The sequence below is a fragment of the Micromonospora yongxingensis genome (assembly GCF_052601155.1).
Genome location: NZ_JBQXEO010000001.1, coordinates 129,185 through 145,051 on the forward strand (window position 1 = coordinate 129,185; position 15,867 = coordinate 145,051).

14 protein-coding genes are annotated in these 15,867 nt (G+C 72.5%); 7 read left to right on the forward strand and 7 right to left on the reverse strand.

The features are described 5' to 3' along the window. Positions 1-19: 19 nt before the first annotated feature. Positions 20-1,090, forward strand: coding sequence for an Rv3626c family coenzyme F420 biosynthesis-associated protein (locus tag ACTWLT_RS00580; RefSeq protein ID WP_445316697.1), 1,071 nt, complete (start codon positions 20-22; stop codon positions 1,088-1,090). Positions 1,091-1,100: 10 nt separating this feature from the next. After that, positions 1,101-2,093: a tRNA lysidine(34) synthetase TilS gene (gene tilS, locus ACTWLT_RS00585; RefSeq protein WP_445316698.1), complete on the forward strand. Its 993-nt coding sequence runs from the start codon at positions 1,101-1,103 to the stop codon at positions 2,091-2,093. Between the two features lie 205 nt (positions 2,094-2,298). Here the strand turns inward: tilS and ACTWLT_RS00590 are convergent, their stop codons facing one another. After that, entirely contained in the window at positions 2,299-3,261 is a 963-nt protein-coding gene (locus ACTWLT_RS00590; RefSeq protein ID WP_445316699.1) for a GlxA family transcriptional regulator, read from the reverse strand. A 138-nt stretch (positions 3,262-3,399) separates the two neighbouring features. On the opposite strand from ACTWLT_RS00590, the gene ACTWLT_RS00595 reads away from it, so the two are divergent. From ACTWLT_RS00595 to folE, 4 genes are all read left to right on the forward strand, one after another. Further along, on the forward strand, positions 3,400-3,549 hold the full coding sequence (locus tag ACTWLT_RS00595) for a hypothetical protein (protein ID WP_252417357.1): 150 nt from the start codon (positions 3,400-3,402) through the stop codon (positions 3,547-3,549). 100 nt (positions 3,550-3,649) lie between these two features. After that, the gene (gene hpt, locus ACTWLT_RS00600; protein WP_252417356.1) at positions 3,650-4,225 is read left to right on the forward strand and encodes a hypoxanthine phosphoribosyltransferase; all 576 of its coding nucleotides are present in this window, start codon (positions 3,650-3,652) and stop codon (positions 4,223-4,225) included. 467 nt (positions 4,226-4,692) lie between these two features. Beyond that, entirely contained in the window at positions 4,693-6,714 is a 2,022-nt protein-coding gene (gene ftsH / locus ACTWLT_RS00605) for an ATP-dependent zinc metalloprotease FtsH (RefSeq protein ID WP_445316700.1), read from the forward strand. Positions 6,715-6,749: 35 nt separating this feature from the next. Next, positions 6,750-7,415, forward strand: a complete 666-nt coding sequence (folE, locus tag ACTWLT_RS00610; RefSeq protein WP_030328001.1) for a GTP cyclohydrolase I FolE — start codon at positions 6,750-6,752, stop codon at positions 7,413-7,415. A 91-nt stretch (positions 7,416-7,506) separates the two neighbouring features. Here the strand turns inward: folE and ACTWLT_RS00615 are convergent, their stop codons facing one another. Continuing rightward, positions 7,507-8,226 carry a hypothetical protein gene (locus ACTWLT_RS00615; protein ID WP_445316701.1) on the reverse strand — a complete coding sequence of 240 codons (720 nt, stop codon included), beginning with the start codon at positions 8,224-8,226 and terminating at the stop codon, positions 7,507-7,509. Positions 8,227-8,254: 28 nt separating this feature from the next. After that, on the reverse strand, positions 8,255-10,804 hold the full coding sequence (locus tag ACTWLT_RS00620) for an FtsK/SpoIIIE domain-containing protein (protein ID WP_445316702.1): 2,550 nt from the start codon (positions 10,802-10,804) through the stop codon (positions 8,255-8,257). A 195-nt stretch (positions 10,805-10,999) separates the two neighbouring features. On the opposite strand from ACTWLT_RS00620, the gene ACTWLT_RS00625 reads away from it, so the two are divergent. Beyond that, complete coding sequence (locus tag ACTWLT_RS00625) at positions 11,000-11,566, forward strand: hypothetical protein (protein WP_252417352.1); 567 nt, start codon at positions 11,000-11,002, stop codon at positions 11,564-11,566. Between the two features lie 2 nt (positions 11,567-11,568). Here ACTWLT_RS00625 and ACTWLT_RS00630 read toward each other — a convergent pair whose 3' ends face one another. Genes ACTWLT_RS00630 through ACTWLT_RS00645 form a run of 4 tightly spaced genes read right to left on the reverse strand, consistent with a single transcriptional unit; the run spans position 11,569 to position 15,866 of the window. Continuing rightward, the gene (locus tag ACTWLT_RS00630; protein WP_445316703.1) at positions 11,569-12,171 is read right to left on the reverse strand and encodes a hypothetical protein; all 603 of its coding nucleotides are present in this window, start codon (positions 12,169-12,171) and stop codon (positions 11,569-11,571) included. A 13-nt stretch (positions 12,172-12,184) separates the two neighbouring features. Next, positions 12,185-13,360 (reverse strand): M23 family metallopeptidase, encoded by a 1,176-nt coding sequence (locus ACTWLT_RS00635; protein WP_445316704.1) that lies wholly within the window; start codon positions 13,358-13,360, stop codon positions 12,185-12,187. Beyond that, positions 13,357-13,914 carry a hypothetical protein gene (locus ACTWLT_RS00640; RefSeq protein WP_445316705.1) on the reverse strand — a complete coding sequence of 186 codons (558 nt, stop codon included), beginning with the start codon at positions 13,912-13,914 and terminating at the stop codon, positions 13,357-13,359. Before ACTWLT_RS00640 ends, ACTWLT_RS00635 begins: the two co-directional genes overlap by 4 nt. Then, the gene (locus tag ACTWLT_RS00645) at positions 13,911-15,866 is read right to left on the reverse strand and encodes a phosphatidylglycerol lysyltransferase domain-containing protein (protein WP_445316706.1); all 1,956 of its coding nucleotides are present in this window, start codon (positions 15,864-15,866) and stop codon (positions 13,911-13,913) included. The genes ACTWLT_RS00640 and ACTWLT_RS00645 overlap by 4 nt, the downstream gene beginning before the upstream one ends. Position 15,867 lies beyond the last annotated feature (1 nt).

The following is a 15,867-nucleotide window of genomic DNA, read 5'->3' on the forward strand; positions in this document are numbered from 1 at the left end:
GCGCGGGTACGGTGGGTCCATGGCGCAGTTCGTGGACTGGGATCTGGCCGCCGCGACCGCGGGGGCGTTGAGCAAGTCGGGCCCTCGGGTGTCGTACGCCGAGGCCACCGACGTGGTCGGCGACCTCCGTCGGCTGACCGATGAGGCGGCCGGGCACGTTGCCGACTACACGGGGCTGCGGGCGCAGGTGTCGCACCCGCCGGTGCGGGTGGTCGACCGCCGGGACTGGGCCGCCGCCAACATCGCCGGGCTGCGTGAGGTGATCACCCCGCTGGTCAGCCGGCTCTCCGGCGACAAGCAGCCCGGCGCCCTGACCGAGGCGATCGGGTCGCGGCTGACCGGCGTGCAGGCCGGCACTGTTCTGGCGTACCTCTCCGGCCGGGTCCTCGGCCAGTACGAGGTCTTCTCCGCCGACCCGGGCCAGCTGCTGCTGGTCGCACCGAACATCGTCGAGGTGGAGCGGAAGCTGGGCGCGGACCCGCGGGACTTCCGACTCTGGGTGTGCCTGCACGAGGTCACCCACCGCACCCAGTTCACCGCCGTGCCGTGGATGCGGGCCTACTTCCTGAGCGAGGTGCAGGCGTTCGTGGACGCCTCGTCCAGCGGTGGCGAGCACCTGGTCGAGCGGCTGCGGCGCGGGGTGGCCACGCTGTCCGACGCGGTTCGCGACCCGGAGAGCCGCACCAGCGTCCTGGACATCGTGCAGACCCCCGCCCAGCGGGCCGTACTCGATCGGCTCACCGCGCTGATGACCCTGCTGGAGGGCCACGCCGAGTTCGTGATGGACGGCGTAGGGCCGCAGGTCATCCCGAGCGTGGAGCGGATCCGGGCGTCGTTCAACCGCCGCCGCGAGGCGGGCAACCCGCTGGAGAAGGCGATCCGCCGGCTGCTCGGGGTGGACGTCAAGATGCGCCAGTACGCCGAGGGGCGCAAGTTCGTGCACGGCGTGGTCGAGCGGGTCGGCATGGAGGGCTTCAACTCGATCTTCAACTCGCCGCTCACCCTGCCGCGCCTGTCCGAGCTGGGCGACCCGGATGCCTGGGTGGCCCGTGTGCACGGCCCGGCCGGCACCGTCCCGGCCGCCGGCTGACCGTCCGCCGGTGGCCGCGCTCGCCCCGCCGGTGGCGGCGATCCGGGTGGCGGTCCGTCGCGCGCTGACCGGCCTGCCGTCCGGCGGGCCGGTGCTGGTCGCCTGCTCGGGCGGGGCCGACTCGCTCGCCCTGGCGGCGGCCACCGTGTTCGTGGCGCCCCGGCTGGGCCGGACCGCCGGCCTGGTGACCGTGGACCACGGCCTGCAGACCGGTTCGGCACAACGGGCCGAGGCGGTGGCCGCCTGGGCCAGGGAGACCGGGTTCGCGCCGGTGACGGTGGCCCGGGTCGAGGTCGCCGGGCGGTTGGGCGGGCCGGAGGCGGCCGCCCGGGAGGCCCGCTACGAGGCGTTGACCGAGGTGGCCCGGCAGCACGGCGCCGTCGCGGTCCTGACCGGGCACACCCGCGACGACCAGGCGGAGACCGTGCTGCTCGCGCTCGCCCGGGGCGCGGGTCCGCGCGGGCTGGCCGGGATGCCCGCCCGGCGCGAGCTGGCCGGGGTGCCGCTGCTGCGCCCGCTGCTGATGGTCGGCCGGGACGAGACGCGGGCCGCGTGTGCCGTGCTCGGGCTCACCGCGTGGGAGGACCCGCACAACACCGACCGGTCGTACGCCCGGTCCCGGGTACGGGCCGACGTGCTGCCGGCGCTGGTCGGGGCGCTCGGGCCGGGGGTCCTGGACAACCTGGCGCGTACCGCCCTGCTGGTGGCGGCCGACAACGCCGCACTGGACGAGTTGGCGGAGACGGCGCTGGCGGCGGCCCGGCATCCCGACGGTGGGCTTTCCGTGTCGGCGCTGGCCGGCCTGGTTCCCGCGGTGCGCGGCCGGGTGCTGCACACCTGGGCGCGTGAGCTGGGCGCCCCGCCGGGTGCCCTCTCGCACCGGCACGTCAACGCGCTGGACGCCCTGATCACCGAGTGGCACGGTCAGGGCCCCGCCGACCTGCCCGGGGGTGTTCGGGTGCTCCGCCGCGACGGCCGGCTGTCGCCGGTGAATCCCAGCTGATCCGCCGCCGGTCCGCGCCTCGAACGCCCCAAGCCGACGACCCGCCCCCACCACCCTGCGGTCCCTTTGCTCTGCTTCAACCGGCGCAACGCTTGTCGAGCCGCACTGGTGCGTGGGTTGAAGCAGAGCAAAGGCGCCTGGTGGTGCACCGGGGGTCGGCCACCTGCCCTGGTCATCTGGCTCTACGAGGCGGTGTCGGCTGGCTTCAGGCGCTGTGCGCCCGGTCGCGAAAGGTGGTGCGGTAACTGTGCGGGGTGGCGCCGACGCGGCGGCTGAAGTGGTGGCGCAGTGCCGCCGCGTCGGTGAAGCCGGCCTGGTCGGCGACCGCCTCCACGCTCAGCGGGGTCTCCTCCAGCAACCGCCGGGCGAGCAGCACCCGCTGGTTGGTGAGCCAGTCGTGCGGGGTGGTGCCGGTCTCGGCCCGGAACCGCCGGGCGAACGTGCGGGGTGCCATGCCGGCCCTGGCGGCCAGCTCCTCCACCGTGATCGTCCGGTCCAGGTGCCCCATCAGCCACTCGAGCACCGGCTCCAGGGTGGGCGCCTCGGGGGCCTTCGGGATGGGTGCCTCGACGTACTGCGACTGGCCGCCGTCGCGGTGCGGCGGGACGACCATCCGCCGGGCCAGCCGGGTCGCGGTGGCCGAGCCGTGCTCCTGGCGGATCAGGTGCAGGCAGGCGTCGATGCCGGCGGCGGTGCCGGCGCTGGTGAGCAGGCGACCGTCCTGGACGTAGAGCGAGTTGCAGCGGACCCGGGCGCGCGGGTGCCGGTCCTGCAGCTCGTCCACGTACCGCCAGTGGGTGGTGCACTCCCGGTCGTCCAGCAGCCCGGCCTCGCCGAGCAGGAAGGCCCCCGAGCAGACGCTGAACAGGTACGCGCCGCGCGCGGCGGCCCTGCGTAGGGCGTCGAGCACCGGACCCGGGACGCTGGTGCCCTGGCTGTGGGCCGGTACGGCCACCAGGTCGGCGTCCTCCACCGGGCCGAGATCGGCGTGCGGGGTGAGGTGGAAGCCGGACGAGGTGCGTACGGGCGCGCCGTCCGGGCTGCACACGTGGAAGCGGTAACCGGGGAATCCGTCGGCCGTCCGGTCGGTGCCGAACACCTCGGCGAGCACGCCGAGCTCGAACGGAGCGACCTGGTCGAGGGCGAGGACGGCCACGGAGCGAAGCATGTGACGAGGGTAACCCAACAGGTGGCAGGAAATCGATGCCCGATGGCATCTCTGCCACTGTCCGGTCGGCGCGAGTCGTCGCAGACTGGTCTCAGTCCGGTGCGCACCGGCGGCGAAACCGACAGCAATCATGCGAAAGTGAGCGCCGCCATGGAGTTCCTGCTCTTCCTCCTGTTCCTCGTCCTGCTCGTCGCCGCCTCGGCCTCCGGCCTCACCGCCGACAGCCACGATTCGGCCGACTGGAAGCCCAGCGATGACGGCCGCCGCTGGCGGTCCCGTACCAGCTGATGTGTTTGATGGTTTTTGCGGCGAAAATCCCCGGCGGGACCGCGCCAAAAGGTGCGGCCCCGCCGACGGAGGCCATCCGACGTACGGCAGGCTAGGAGTCATGGCTGATGGCTCCTGGTACGACGCCGACATCGACCACGTGATCATCTCCGAGGCGCAGATCCGCGAGAAGACGGCGGAACTGGCCAAGCAGGTCTCCGCGGACTACGCCCACGTGGGCGACGGGCTGCTGCTGGTCTGCGTGCTCAAGGGCGCGGTGATGTTCATGGCCGACTTCGCCCGGGCGCTGGGCCGCAACGGCCCCCCGGCCGAACTCGACTTCATGGCCATCTCCTCCTACGGCCAGGGCACCACCTCCTCCGGCGTGGTCCGCATCCTCAAGGACCTGGACCGGGACATCGCCGGCCGGCACGTGGTGGTCGTCGAGGACATCGTCGACTCCGGGCTGACCCTCTCCTGGCTGCTGCGCTACCTGGAGTCCCGTTCCGCGGCGAGCGTCGAGGTGGTCGCGCTGTTCCGCAAGCCGGACGCGGTCAAGGTGCCGGTCCCGGTGAAGTACGTCGGCTTCGACATCCCGACCGAGTTCGTGGTCGGCTACGGCCTGGACTTCGGTGAGCGCTACCGGGAGCTGCCGTACGTCGGGGTGCTCAAGCCCGAGGTGTACGCCCGCAACTGACGCCGGCCCGGCCCGCGCGTCCGGGCGGTGTGAGGCCAACTCGCATCGGCATCCGTCAAGCCGACGTTCAGCGCACTCTCAGGTGTTGCGGTTACCGTGGAGCGCGGTGGCGCGGAGGCTCATCCGCGCCCGACCCCCTCGACCGCGTGACCGGGCGTTCGGGTGGGCGGGCCGGACTCTCCGCCACGCCGGCTTCTGCCCGGACCCGCCGTACGTGTCGGTGCGGGGCTGGCGAGCCTGCCCACGGTGCGCGCCGTCGATGGCGAACGTGCGCCGAGTGCGGGGCTCGCAAGCTCACTCCTCGCGTACACGGTGTACCGTCGAATGACCGCGGCGCGGCAGTTTGCGCGCTTCGGGGTCGAGGCCGGCCCGCACGGCGGCTCCGGCCGCCGCTCATCGCGGCAACACCATCAGACGGTCAGGACGTCGATCAGGAGGATGCGGGCGCTCCGGCGCTCGACAACAGTATGGAACGTACGCGTTTCTTCCGCCGACCGGTGGTCTGGATCATCCTGGTCATCCTCGGCGCCGTTGTGCTCAGTCAGTTGTTCACCGCTGGTCCCAGCTACCACCGCGTGGACACTTCCGTTGCGCTCGACCAGCTCCACACCGCCAAGATCAATAAGGTCGTCTTCCAGGACAAGGAGCAGACGCTCCAGCTCGACCTGGCCCAGAAGACGAAGTTCGGCGAGACCACCACCAACAAGATCGAGGCCCAGTTCCCGTACCAGGCTGGCGACCAGGTCTGGAACGAGGTGCTGGACGCCAAGGCGAACAACCGGGTCACCGGCCCGGCCGACGCCAAGGTCTCGTCGGACAGCATCTGGGTGAGCCTGCTGGTCAACCTGCTGCCGATCGCGCTGCTCGTGCTCCTTCTGCTGTTCTTCATGTCGCAGATGCAGGGCGGCGGCTCCCGGGTGCTCAACTTCGGCAAGTCCAAGGCGAAGATGATCACCAAGGACACTCCGAAGACGACCTTCGCGGACGTCGCGGGTGCCGAGGAGGCCGTCGAGGAGCTGCACGAGATCAAGGACTTCCTGCAGAACCCGGCGAAGTACCAGGCACTGGGCGCCAAGATCCCGAAGGGCGTGCTGCTGTTCGGCCCGCCCGGCACCGGCAAGACCCTGCTGGCCCGCGCGGTCGCCGGCGAGGCCGGGGTGCCCTTCTACTCCATCTCCGGTTCCGACTTCGTCGAGATGTTCGTCGGTGTCGGCGCCAGCCGGGTCCGTGACCTCTTCGAGCAGGCCAAGGCGAACGCCCCGGCGATCGTCTTCGTCGACGAGATCGACGCCGTCGGCCGGCACCGTGGCGCCGGCATGGGCGGCGGTCACGACGAGCGCGAGCAGACGCTCAACCAGCTGCTCGTCGAGATGGACGGCTTCGACACCAAGGGCGGGGTCATCCTGATCGCGGCCACCAACCGGCCGGACATCCTCGACCCGGCGCTGCTGCGTCCGGGCCGGTTCGACCGGCAGATCCCGGTGGACGCCCCCGACATGGAGGGCCGCAAGGCCATCCTGCGGGTGCACGCCAAGGGCAAGCCGTTCACCCCCGACGTCGACCTCGACTCGGTGGCACGGCGCACCCCGGGCTTCAGCGGCGCCGACCTGGCCAACGTGATCAACGAGTCGGCCCTGCTCACCGCCCGCAAGGACCAGCGGGCGATCAGCAACGACTCGCTCGAAGAGTCGATCGACCGCGTGATCGCCGGTCCGCAGCGGCGGACCCGGGTGATGAGCGACCAGGAAAAGAAGATCACCGCGTACCACGAGGGTGGGCACGCGCTGGTCGCCTGGGCGCTGCCGCACGCCGCGCCGGTGCACAAGGTGACGATCCTGTCGCGTGGCCGCTCGCTGGGTCACACCCTGGTGCTCCCCACGGAGGACAAGTACACCCAGACCCGCGCCGAGATGATCGACACCCTGGCGTACGCGCTGGGCGGTCGGGCCGCCGAGGAACTGGTCTTCCACGAGCCCACCACGGGTGCCGGCAACGACATCGAGAAGGCCACCCAACTGGCCCGCGCGATGATCACCCAGTACGGCATGAGCTCCAAGCTCGGTGCGATCAAGTACGGCACCAGCGGGGACGAGCCGTTCCTCGGCCGCAACATGGGCCACGAGCGGGACTACTCGGACTCGGTGGCCGCCGAGATCGACGGCGAGATGCGGGCGCTGGTCGAGCTGGCGCACGACGAGGCCTGGGAGATCCTGGTCGAGTACCGGGACGTCCTGGACAGCATCGTGCTCGAGCTGATGGAGAAGGAGACTCTCTCCACCGCCGACATGGCCCGGATCTGCGCGCGGGTGGTCAAGCGCCCGCCGCTGGCGCCGTACAACGGCTTCGGCAAGCGCCAGCCCTCCACCGAGCCGCCCGTGCTCACGCCCGCGGAGAAGGACAAGCTCAAGGCACAGGCCGAGGCCGACGGCGCGCAGGCGGCGGTCGGCGGCGGCTCCACCGGATCGAACAACTCGGACGGTACGCACTGAGCAGCGACTCGACGGCCAGCTCCCCGCACCGGGAGCTGGCCGTCTCCGCGACTGAACCCGACGGCGACGACGAGCTGGACTACGTGGCCGCGCGGCTGATCAGCGGCAAGCTGACCGGCCGCCCGGTCGAGGACGCCGTCGACCTCGGCCGGATCGAGAAGGCCGTCCGGGAGATCCTGATCGCGGTCGGCGAGGACCCGGACCGGGACGGGCTCCAGCAGACCCCCGCCCGGGTCGCCCGGGCGTACGCCGAGCTCTTCGCCGGCCTGCGGGTCGACCCGGCCCAGGTGCTCAGTACCACCTTCGAGGCCAACCACGAAGAGCTGGTGATCGTCCGCGACATCGACGTGATGAGCCTCTGTGAGCACCACCTGCTGCCGTTCCGCGGCAGCGCGCACATCGGCTACATCCCCGGGCCGGACGGACGGATCACCGGTCTGTCCAAGCTGGCCCGGCTGGTCGAGGTCTTCGCCCGCCGGCCGCAGGTGCAGGAGCGACTCACCTCCCAGGTCGCCGACCTGCTGATGAGCAAGCTCGCCCCGCGCGGCGTCGTGGTCGTGCTGGAGTGCGAGCACATGTGCATGGCGATGCGCGGCATCCAGAAGTCGGGAGCCAAGACCATCACGTCGGCGGTGCGCGGCATCCTGCAGACGGACTCCAAGTCGCGGGCTGAGGCGATGGCGCTGATCATCCCCCGCTGACACACCGGACACGCGAACGGCCGGCCGACCCCTTCCGGGACGGCCGGCCGTTTCGTCTCCGAACCCGCGCCCTCCGGCCCGGTGCGGTCGGTCAGCCCGCCAGCAGGGCCAGCAACAGGCCGGCCGTGACCAGCACCGCCGGCACCAGGCAGACCAGCGCACCGAAGCGCACCGTGCGATCCAGCCGCTCACCCGGGCCGGCCCGGAACACCCGCCCGACACCCACCCAGGCGGCCACGAAGGCGACCGCCGGCATCGGCAGCCCACAGATCAACGCGGCCACGCTTGCCGCGCCCGCGCCGGTCGCCACGTACACCACGACCTGGATCAGGGGTACCAACAGCGCCAACGGCCCGTACACCAGGAGGTTGCGGGGCCGCGCGGGCCAGGACCCCGGGCGCACCCGACGGCGCGCGGCCAGTGCCGCGTCCGCCGCCTCGGCCTGCCCGCGTGCCACGCGCAGCGCCGCCAGCACGGCCGCCGGGCCGCCGGCCATCGACCGGGCGGCCTCGGTCAGCTCCGGTGGGGACGGCACCAGCGAGATCGCCGGTACGCCCAGCTCACGCAGCCGCTCCTGCTGGCTCGCCAGACCGGTGCGGACGATCGTCAGCTCCTCCCGGGCAGCCTCCGCCGAGCGCGCCTGCTCACCGGCGGCAGCCGCCGCGCTGCGACGTACCCCGTCCAACTGGCGGGCGGCGGCGAGGTACTCCGACCAGGCCGGCACCGGCTCCGCGCCGACCGGCGCGAGGTCCCCGCCGGGCTCGGCGACCCGCTGCCGACCCGGCCCGGTCACCGTCGTCTTCGGACCCATGCCGACACCCCCCGCACGCACCACCGGATCACCCGGCCTCGTCGGCGAACGGCACCAGGACCGTGCCCCGCTCGTCCGGACCATCCCAGAGCACCGCCCGGTCGGGGCGCGCCCGCCACTCCACCGGCCGACCGAAGACCGCGGTGAGCTGGGCCGTCGGCACGTCCAGCACGGCCACCGCGGCGAGCTTGTCCACCTCGCCCTCCGGCTCCAGCAGCGCGGCGAACGGCGGCACCGCCCGCCACCAGCCCAGCAGGTGGCGGCCCGCCGGCGGTCCGTCCCGCAGCAGCGCGCGCAGGCGGTCCACCGGCAGCTCCCGAGGGCCTGGCCGGTCCAGCCCGAAGACCACGAGGTACGTGGGCAGAGCCGTGTCCCCGTCCGCGAGCAGCGTCGACAGGTCGACCATGGTGGCCGGATGCCGGGCGGCCAGCTCCGCCGTCAACGACTCCGCCAGCGGTCGGGCGCCCGGGTCCGGCGCCGCCACCAGGAACCGGGCCGTGCCCGGCTGATGGTGGTCGCCGGTGCTCCGGGCCGCAGTCGCCAGCAGGCCACCCGCCGCCGGACCCGACCCCAGCACCGCCAGGTTGCGCCCCGCAGCCGGACCCAGGGGTACGGCGACCGTCGAGCGGGCCACGTCCACCGCTCTGCCGAGCAGGGCGGCCGGCCCGTGGGCCTGCCCGGCCAACGCCGCCCGGTGTCGCGGATCGTTGGCGAGCAGCGGCCGGGCATAGCCGGCGAAGACCACCGGTGGCACCGACCCGGCCGGCCGGGCCCCCCACAGCTCGTGCCGCAGCCGCTCCACCACCTCCGGGTGGTCCTGCGGATCGGGGTGGCGGATCAGCCGTTCGTGACCACGGATCGCGCCCCGAGGGCCGCCGAGCCCGCCAGCGGTGTTCACCACCGCGCTGCCCACCGGCAGACCGGCCGCCGAATCGTTGGTCGGCTCCAGCACCGGGCCGCCGCCCGGCAACGCCACCCGCACCGGGAACTGCCCCAGCACCGAATCCCGGTGCCCGGCGTCCGCGCGGGCACTCAACCCCAACTCACCCGCGCCGGCCAGCACCAGGTGGACGCCGTACGCCCGGCCGGTGCGGGCCAACCCGTCCAGCTGGGCGGCCACCTCCGCGGCCAGCCGGTCCCGCTCGGCGAAGAGCAGCGGCACATTGTCCAGCACACAGACGATCCGAGCCAGCGGCTTGTGCTGGCGCAACTCCGCGAACCGTTGCCCACCGGCCCGTGCGCCCGCGTCCGCGCGGCGCTGCACCTCGGCCGTCAACTGGTCGAGCAGGTCCCGGACGTACTCCCGGTCGGCGGCCATCGCGGCGGCCCGCACCTGCGGAACCCAGGACCGGTCCCGCTCGGTCTGCAGGAACTCCACGAAGGACTCGCCGTCGCCGAGATCCACCAGGTAGAGCGCCAGGTCGTCGGGGCCGTACCGGGCCGCCAGCCCGAGCAGCGCGGTCGTCAGGAACGCGGCACGGCCCGCCCCGGACCGGCCACTCACCAGCCAGTGCGGGGTCAGCTCGGTGAAACCCAGCGACACCTGCCTGCCACCGGCGTCACCGACCGTGGTGGTCAACCCGTCCACCGGATCCGAACCCCACAGCTGCTCACCCGTCACCGGAAGCAGATCCGAGAGGGCCAACCGGGAGCCCGCCTCCACCTGCGCGGCGAGCCGCCGGCAGACCGCGTCCACCAGTTCCGCCGGCGGATCCGCCTCGACGAAGACCGGCGAGTTCAGCCCGCCCGGCGCATCGGCGCCAGGGCTGGCGAACGACGCCGCCGGTGGATCGCCGAGCAGCGCGTACGCGTTGCGCAGCACCAGTGGTGTGGCGTGCGGCAGCGGTGCCCGCCCGGCGGGAGGCCAACCGGCGACCACCAGGTGCAGCCCGGCCGACGGGCCCCGCTCGGCCAGCGCCTCGATCCGTGCCAGGTCGGTGGGGCCGGTCCGCTCCGGAAGCGCGGCGACCACCAGCAGCAGTGTCCGGTCATGTCGACGCGGTCCGCTCGCACCCGGGGTGACCCACTGCTCCGCCTCGGTCAGCACCGCGCGCAGGCCCGCCACGTCCACCGCCGGAGGCGGCAACAGGCCGGCGTCGGCCAGCGCCCCGAACGGGGCGAGCACGGCACCGGTGGCGTCCACCGCGCGGACCAGCAGGGCACCCGCCGGCGCCCCGCCCAGCGACCGCAGCAGCACGGCCCGCAGCAACCCCGCCACCCGCGGCTCCCGGGCATCGGTGTCGACGCACAGGTGCCCGGTGCCGAACAGCGGCACCAGAGCGGGAAAACGGGCATCGTCCAGCGGCGCCGCCGTGCCGACCCGGACGAAGGGCGGTGGGCCGTCGCCCGCCGGGACGTCCACGGTGAGCGAGTCCAGTGCGGCGCCCGACCAGCCCGGAGCCAGCCCTGCCGCCACGGCCCGCAGCCGGTCCGCCACCTCGTACTGGCGACGCTGATCGGCAGGGGCGGGTCGGGTCTCGTCGAGGATGCCGGCGGCAGCGGTCGCGACAGCCGCCGCCCGGCGGTGCAGAGCTGCGGCGCGGTTCGTGCGTGCCTTCGGACCGGCCACCGCGTCCACCCCCTCTGCCCGAGGTTGGCAACCCCTCCCCGATCAGAGACGGTATCCCAGCCGGAGCCGCTCCTCCGGGAGGTGCCACGGCGGTGCGCCGGTGTTGTCGTGGATCTCACCGGTGGGGAGGGGTCCGTCACGATCCGCTGGATCTGAGGCATTGGCTCCGGGGCGTCCAGCCGATAACTTCAGGAGGTGGAATCAGTGCAGCCCCCCGCCGGTTCCCAGGTCTCCCGCGTACCGGCCCAGCGGACACCGTCCGAGCAGTTGCCACCGGCCCCGGCCACGCCGGCGCCGCAGCCGCCGCGCCGTCGGATGCGGACGGTGCTCACGGTGGTCGGTGGGGTGCTCGCCCTGCTCTGCGTCGGCGCTCTCATCACCGGTTATGTGCTGTACGACCGCGCCTCGGCCCCGGACCGCAGTGCGCCGGACGTGGTGGTGGACAACTATCTACGCGCGTTCCTCGTGGATCGCAACGACACGAGGGCCGATCTCTTCACTTGTGACGGCGGCGGTGCTGAGCTTCAGGCCATGCGGGACCTCCGTCTTGAGGTCGAGCAGCGTGAGACGAAGTTTGACGTGGTCGTGCGAGTCAGCTGGGGTCCGCTGACCAGGACTCCGTCCAGTGAGGGCGAGTCCGTCGGTACGACGCTCACCATTGCCGGCTCTGCCGATGGCGTTCCCAGGAGCAGCCGGCGAGAGAACTGGGTGTTCAGCGTTGTCGAAGACAAGGATGGCTGGCGGGTCTGCGGCGGCACACGCGCCGGTTGACGTCACTCGATCCACAGCAGATGGACCGGGACCTCCAGGGTGGTGGGTGACTGGCCGCGCCAGGCCCAGCGGTACCACTCCACCTCGGGCGTGATCCGGACGCAGATGTCTCCCTCGGCACCGGAATAGGTCTCGGTGACCGCGCGCAGGTCGCGGTGCTCCTGGGTGCCCTCGACATGCACCACCCGGCGCCCGGTCACCGCGTCCGCCTCGAAGACCGGGGTGGGGGACCGGTGAGCCGGGCCGTCGAGCGAGACCAGCCGGATGCCGGTGCTGCTGGGGGTGGGATCCTGGCCCGGCCGGTCGCCGACCGTCTCCACCCAGACCCGGTCCACCGGGACCAGTGGCGCGAACACCTCGACCTGATCGGCCTCGGCCCGGTACCACTCGTGCTCGGGAATCACCGGCACGTAGGTCCGGGCACCCTGCACCACTCGGTCGTCGGCTCGCAGATCTCCCCGCCAGCCCAGCCCGGGAAGCCCGACCAGCACGCGCCGCCCACGCAGCTCCACCCGCTCGGTGGCGGGCACGATCGCCAGCGGTCGGGGTGGCCGGGGCGCCCAGTCGGGCTGGTCCGCGAACGGGTCCGGCAGGGGTTCGTTCATGCCTTCGACGACCTCACGCCGGCCGGCGCAGCGGGGCACCCCGCGCACGCATGAACTGATTTGGGTCGATGGCACCACGGCTGGTCCGGTCGTTGCGTAGGTGCACCTCGAAGTGCAGGTGCGGACCGGAGGAGTTGCCGCTGCTGCCCACCTGGCCGATCACCTCGCCGGCCGCCACCATCTGATTGCGCTGGACGCGGGGCTTGACCACCATGTGGCAGTACCGGGTGATGTAGCCACCGGCGTGCTGCAGGTCGACGAACCAGCCGCAGCCACCCTTGTCGGGGTACCCGTCCACGTCGCAGTCCCGCCGATTGTTGTTGTCCGGGTCACACTCGGCGACCAGCACCCGCCCGGAGGCCGCAGCCCGGATCTCGGTGCCCTTGGCTGCCGCTATGTCGACCCCGTCGTGGCCAGGCCGGCTGGCGGTCCGGAAGCCGGAGCCCACTCGACCGGGGATCGGGGCAGTCCAGCCGGAGGCGGCGATCTGGCCACCCTCGGCCGCGTCGCATATCGCCTTGCCGTTGATCTCAACGGTGCGGGCCGCGCCGCCGGACAACGCGTTCACCATCCGGCTGGCCAACTCCTCGTGTTTGGCGTAGGCGTCCGGGTAGGCGCTGATCTGGACCTGCTGCGCGACAGCGGTCAGCGGTCGTTGTCGCCAGCTCCGCACCCCGACGAGCTTCTCGTAGAACTTGCGGGCCGTGTACGCAGGAGTCATCCGCTCGGCGACCGTGCCCCAACCTGGCCGCTGCTGGAACAGGCCCAGTGAGTCGTGGTCAGCGCCGACGCCCTCGTGCGGCAGGGCCAGCGACGCCGGCACTCCACTGTTCGCCAGGTTGCGGAGGCCGGACTCCTGCATCGCCGTGGCCAGGGCGATCACCCATCCCCGCGAGGGCACCCCCATGTCCTGGCCGACCTTGATGATGATCGCGGCGTTACGGACCTGGGCGTCGCCGTACTCGGTGAACCGTGGCAGCTTGCCGGCGATGTTGACCGGCCGCGCGGGGCCGCAGTCCTCGTTGGCCAGAGTGTCCCCGTCCTCCGCGTCACCGCTGAGACCACTGAGGAAGAAGGCCGCGGTGCCGCCGGTGCAGCAGAGCAGAAGCAGCACCCCGGTCAGCACCGAAGCGAGAACGCCGACCCGCAGTGGCCGGCGGAGGGGGGTGGTGGCCCTGCCGTCGTTCATGGGCGCTCCCAGTCCAGAACGTCAACCAGCCAACCGCCGTCCGCGGCGACCAGTTCCAGTCGGAGTCGACCGGTGTCGAGAGGCAGCAGCACCTCGACGAACGTCTCGGTACGCGACTGCACCACCGGCGGCCCGGTGACCTCCTCGGCCGGGACTCCGCCGGGGTCGGCCCCGTCCAGCTTTTCCGTCAGCGCCGGGGTGGAGAGCGGCCGCAGGCCGGTCTGCCACTGCTCGGCGGTCATTCCGGGCCGGCCGAGCCAGGCGGCGGCGAACCGGTCGGCGGTCTGTTCGGGCGTGCGGTCGCCGGGCCGGGTCACCGGCGACGGCGGTGCGTCGGTGGCGATCAGACCGTCGTCGCCGGCCGTGGGATCAACAGTGGTGATCGGCTGGTTCGGTCGGTTGCTCAACCCGATCCCCGGGTCGCCGGGGCCGGAGACCAGACGGGCCGCTCCGAGTACGCCGAAGACGAGCAGCGCGATCACCAGCGCCACCCCGAGCCGCGACCGCAGCACCCGGGTGACCAGAAACTCCAGTGCCCGTCGCATCGTCGTCACCGCGCCTCTGAGCGCACCCGTGGTCCGGGGCGGTCCGGTGTCTGTTCGACGGAGCCCGGTCGGTAGACCACGAATGACGGGTTCTCGGCCGGCACGTCCGGCTCGGTCCAGGTCGCCGGCTGCCGGCGGCGGGGCCGGGGCGGGACCGGGCGGTTCTGACCGCCCGTCTCCTCCGCTGGCACCTCGTCCGCACGCTCCTTACCGTCCGGGCGCCCGGTACCGGTGCGCTGGCCGTCCGTCGGGCGGGTCGGTGCGGAGCCGGCGTCTTCCTGCCGTGCCTCCGGGCGCAGCGAGGTCCGCTCGGCGACCGGCGACTGACGACGTCCCCCGATCGGCTCTGCCGTACCGCCGGGTTCCGCCACGTCCAGCCGCGCGGCGGTCCGCATGTCCCGGAAGAACCGGCGGTGCCAGGATCCGGCCGAGCTGACCGCCTCGCTGCTGTCCTTGCCTCCGAGCTGCGTGATCCGCCGGTACGGCCGCAGCAGCAGCCAGCCGACCACACCGCAGAGCCAGACCAGCACCACCTGGAGCCAGCCGGGCAGGGTGGGTGTGCTCATGATCAGATCAACTGCGAACAGATAGATGGCCGCCCCGGTGCCGAAGATAGCGATGTTGAAGACTGCGGCGACCACGGCGTTCGCGAGCCGCCGCAGCCCTGCGCTGGCGGGCCGGAGCAGGCCGACGGTGCCGAGGATCGGCGCCGCGATCACCGCCCACCGGAAGATCAGGAAACCGAGGAGGACCAGCAGCGACGCGGTCAGGTCGAACATGGCGAAGAGCACCGAGGCCAGGACGGCGATGAAGCCGGCACCGACCCGGTCCATGTCCCGCACCCCCTGGAGGTACTCGTACGCCTCCGGATCCTCGGTCTGGATCTGCTGAGCCACCCGTGCCCACTGCTGCTGCTTCGCCTTGATCGTCGCGTTCCGGGTGGCCGGGTTGGCGCGCAGCTTCTCCGCCTCCTCCCAGGAGAGGGACTTGGCGTCGTAGAGCGCGGGGCCGTACTTGCGGGCGGTCTCGCTGTCGGCCGAGCCGAGGACCCCGCGCAGCCAGTTGCGGTAGAGCATCGCCTCGGTGGCGGTGTCGCTGGCCCGCACAGCGGGCGGTCGGTTGTCCTTACAAGCCTCAGGATTTGGATCGTCACACTGATCTGGCGGGGTGTCCCGAGCTGCCGGACCGACGGCGCCGTGCACTACGCCCAGTGTGGTGACCAGGGTGCCGTCGGCGATGTTCGCGGATTTGACCGGCCAGGCGGCCAGCGCGGTGACCGCGACCATGACCAGCAACGCCCAACCAGCGGTGGTCATGGCGTTGCTCATGTCCGACTGACGGGAGCGCCAGAGCAGGTAGAGCCCCACTACGCAGAGCGTGACGATTCCGAAGACGCTGAACACCTTCTGGTAGACGGCCTTGGTCGCCTGCTCGACCAGGGGATCGGCCCAACCCCACATCGAACTCGGGTCCCAGGCCCGCTCCCGCAGCGCGTTCGAGGCGCCGATGATCGCGGTGGCGATCATGAATTCGCCGTTGGCCACCGTGGTGGTGAACTTGTAGTCCGGGTGCAGGACCGACGACGCACAGCCGCCGGGGATGTCGTACGTCGGATAGCTGTAGCCGGCATAGCCGTAGTCGCTGTAGAGCCCCTTCGGGCCGGGCTGCTTGGCGGAGTCCGGCCGACCGGCGAACCACCCGGCGAGGCCCGAGTCCGGCGTTCCGGGGGTCGGTGCGTTGCGGCAGGTGACCTCGGTCTCGCTGACCTCCTTGAGCTTGTTCACGCAGGCCCGGAAGTCGGCCTGCCACTCCTGGGTCGTGCAGAGGTCGGCGCGGGCCTGGGCGGCCGGCGGGGCGGCGGCCGCGGCCTCCGCGCCGATCAGTGGCCAGGTGAGAGAGGCCCCGGCCAGTACGCCGAGGGCGAGCAGGAACGCCGCGATCCGTGCCCGGGCCCTCGCCATG

Excerpts from the sequence above, each read along its gene's own strand:
- ACTWLT_RS00580 (WP_445316697.1), top strand. The coding sequence starts at position 20 with ATGGCGCAGTTCGTGGACTGGGATCTGGCCGCCGCGACCGCGGGGGCG.
- ACTWLT_RS00590 (WP_445316699.1), bottom strand. The coding sequence starts at position 3,261 with ATGCTTCGCTCCGTGGCCGTCCTCGCCCTCGACCAGGTCGCTCCGTTC.
- hpt (WP_252417356.1), top strand. The coding sequence starts at position 3,650 with ATGGCTGATGGCTCCTGGTACGACGCCGACATCGACCACGTGATCATC.
- ftsH (WP_445316700.1), top strand. The coding sequence starts at position 4,693 with ATGGAACGTACGCGTTTCTTCCGCCGACCGGTGGTCTGGATCATCCTG.
- ACTWLT_RS00615 (WP_445316701.1), bottom strand. The coding sequence starts at position 8,226 with ATGGGTCCGAAGACGACGGTGACCGGGCCGGGTCGGCAGCGGGTCGCC.
- ACTWLT_RS00630 (WP_445316703.1), bottom strand. The coding sequence starts at position 12,171 with ATGAACGAACCCCTGCCGGACCCGTTCGCGGACCAGCCCGACTGGGCG.
- ACTWLT_RS00635 (WP_445316704.1), bottom strand. The coding sequence starts at position 13,360 with ATGAACGACGGCAGGGCCACCACCCCCCTCCGCCGGCCACTGCGGGTC.
- ACTWLT_RS00645 (WP_445316706.1), bottom strand. The coding sequence starts at position 15,866 with ATGGCGAGGGCCCGGGCACGGATCGCGGCGTTCCTGCTCGCCCTCGGC.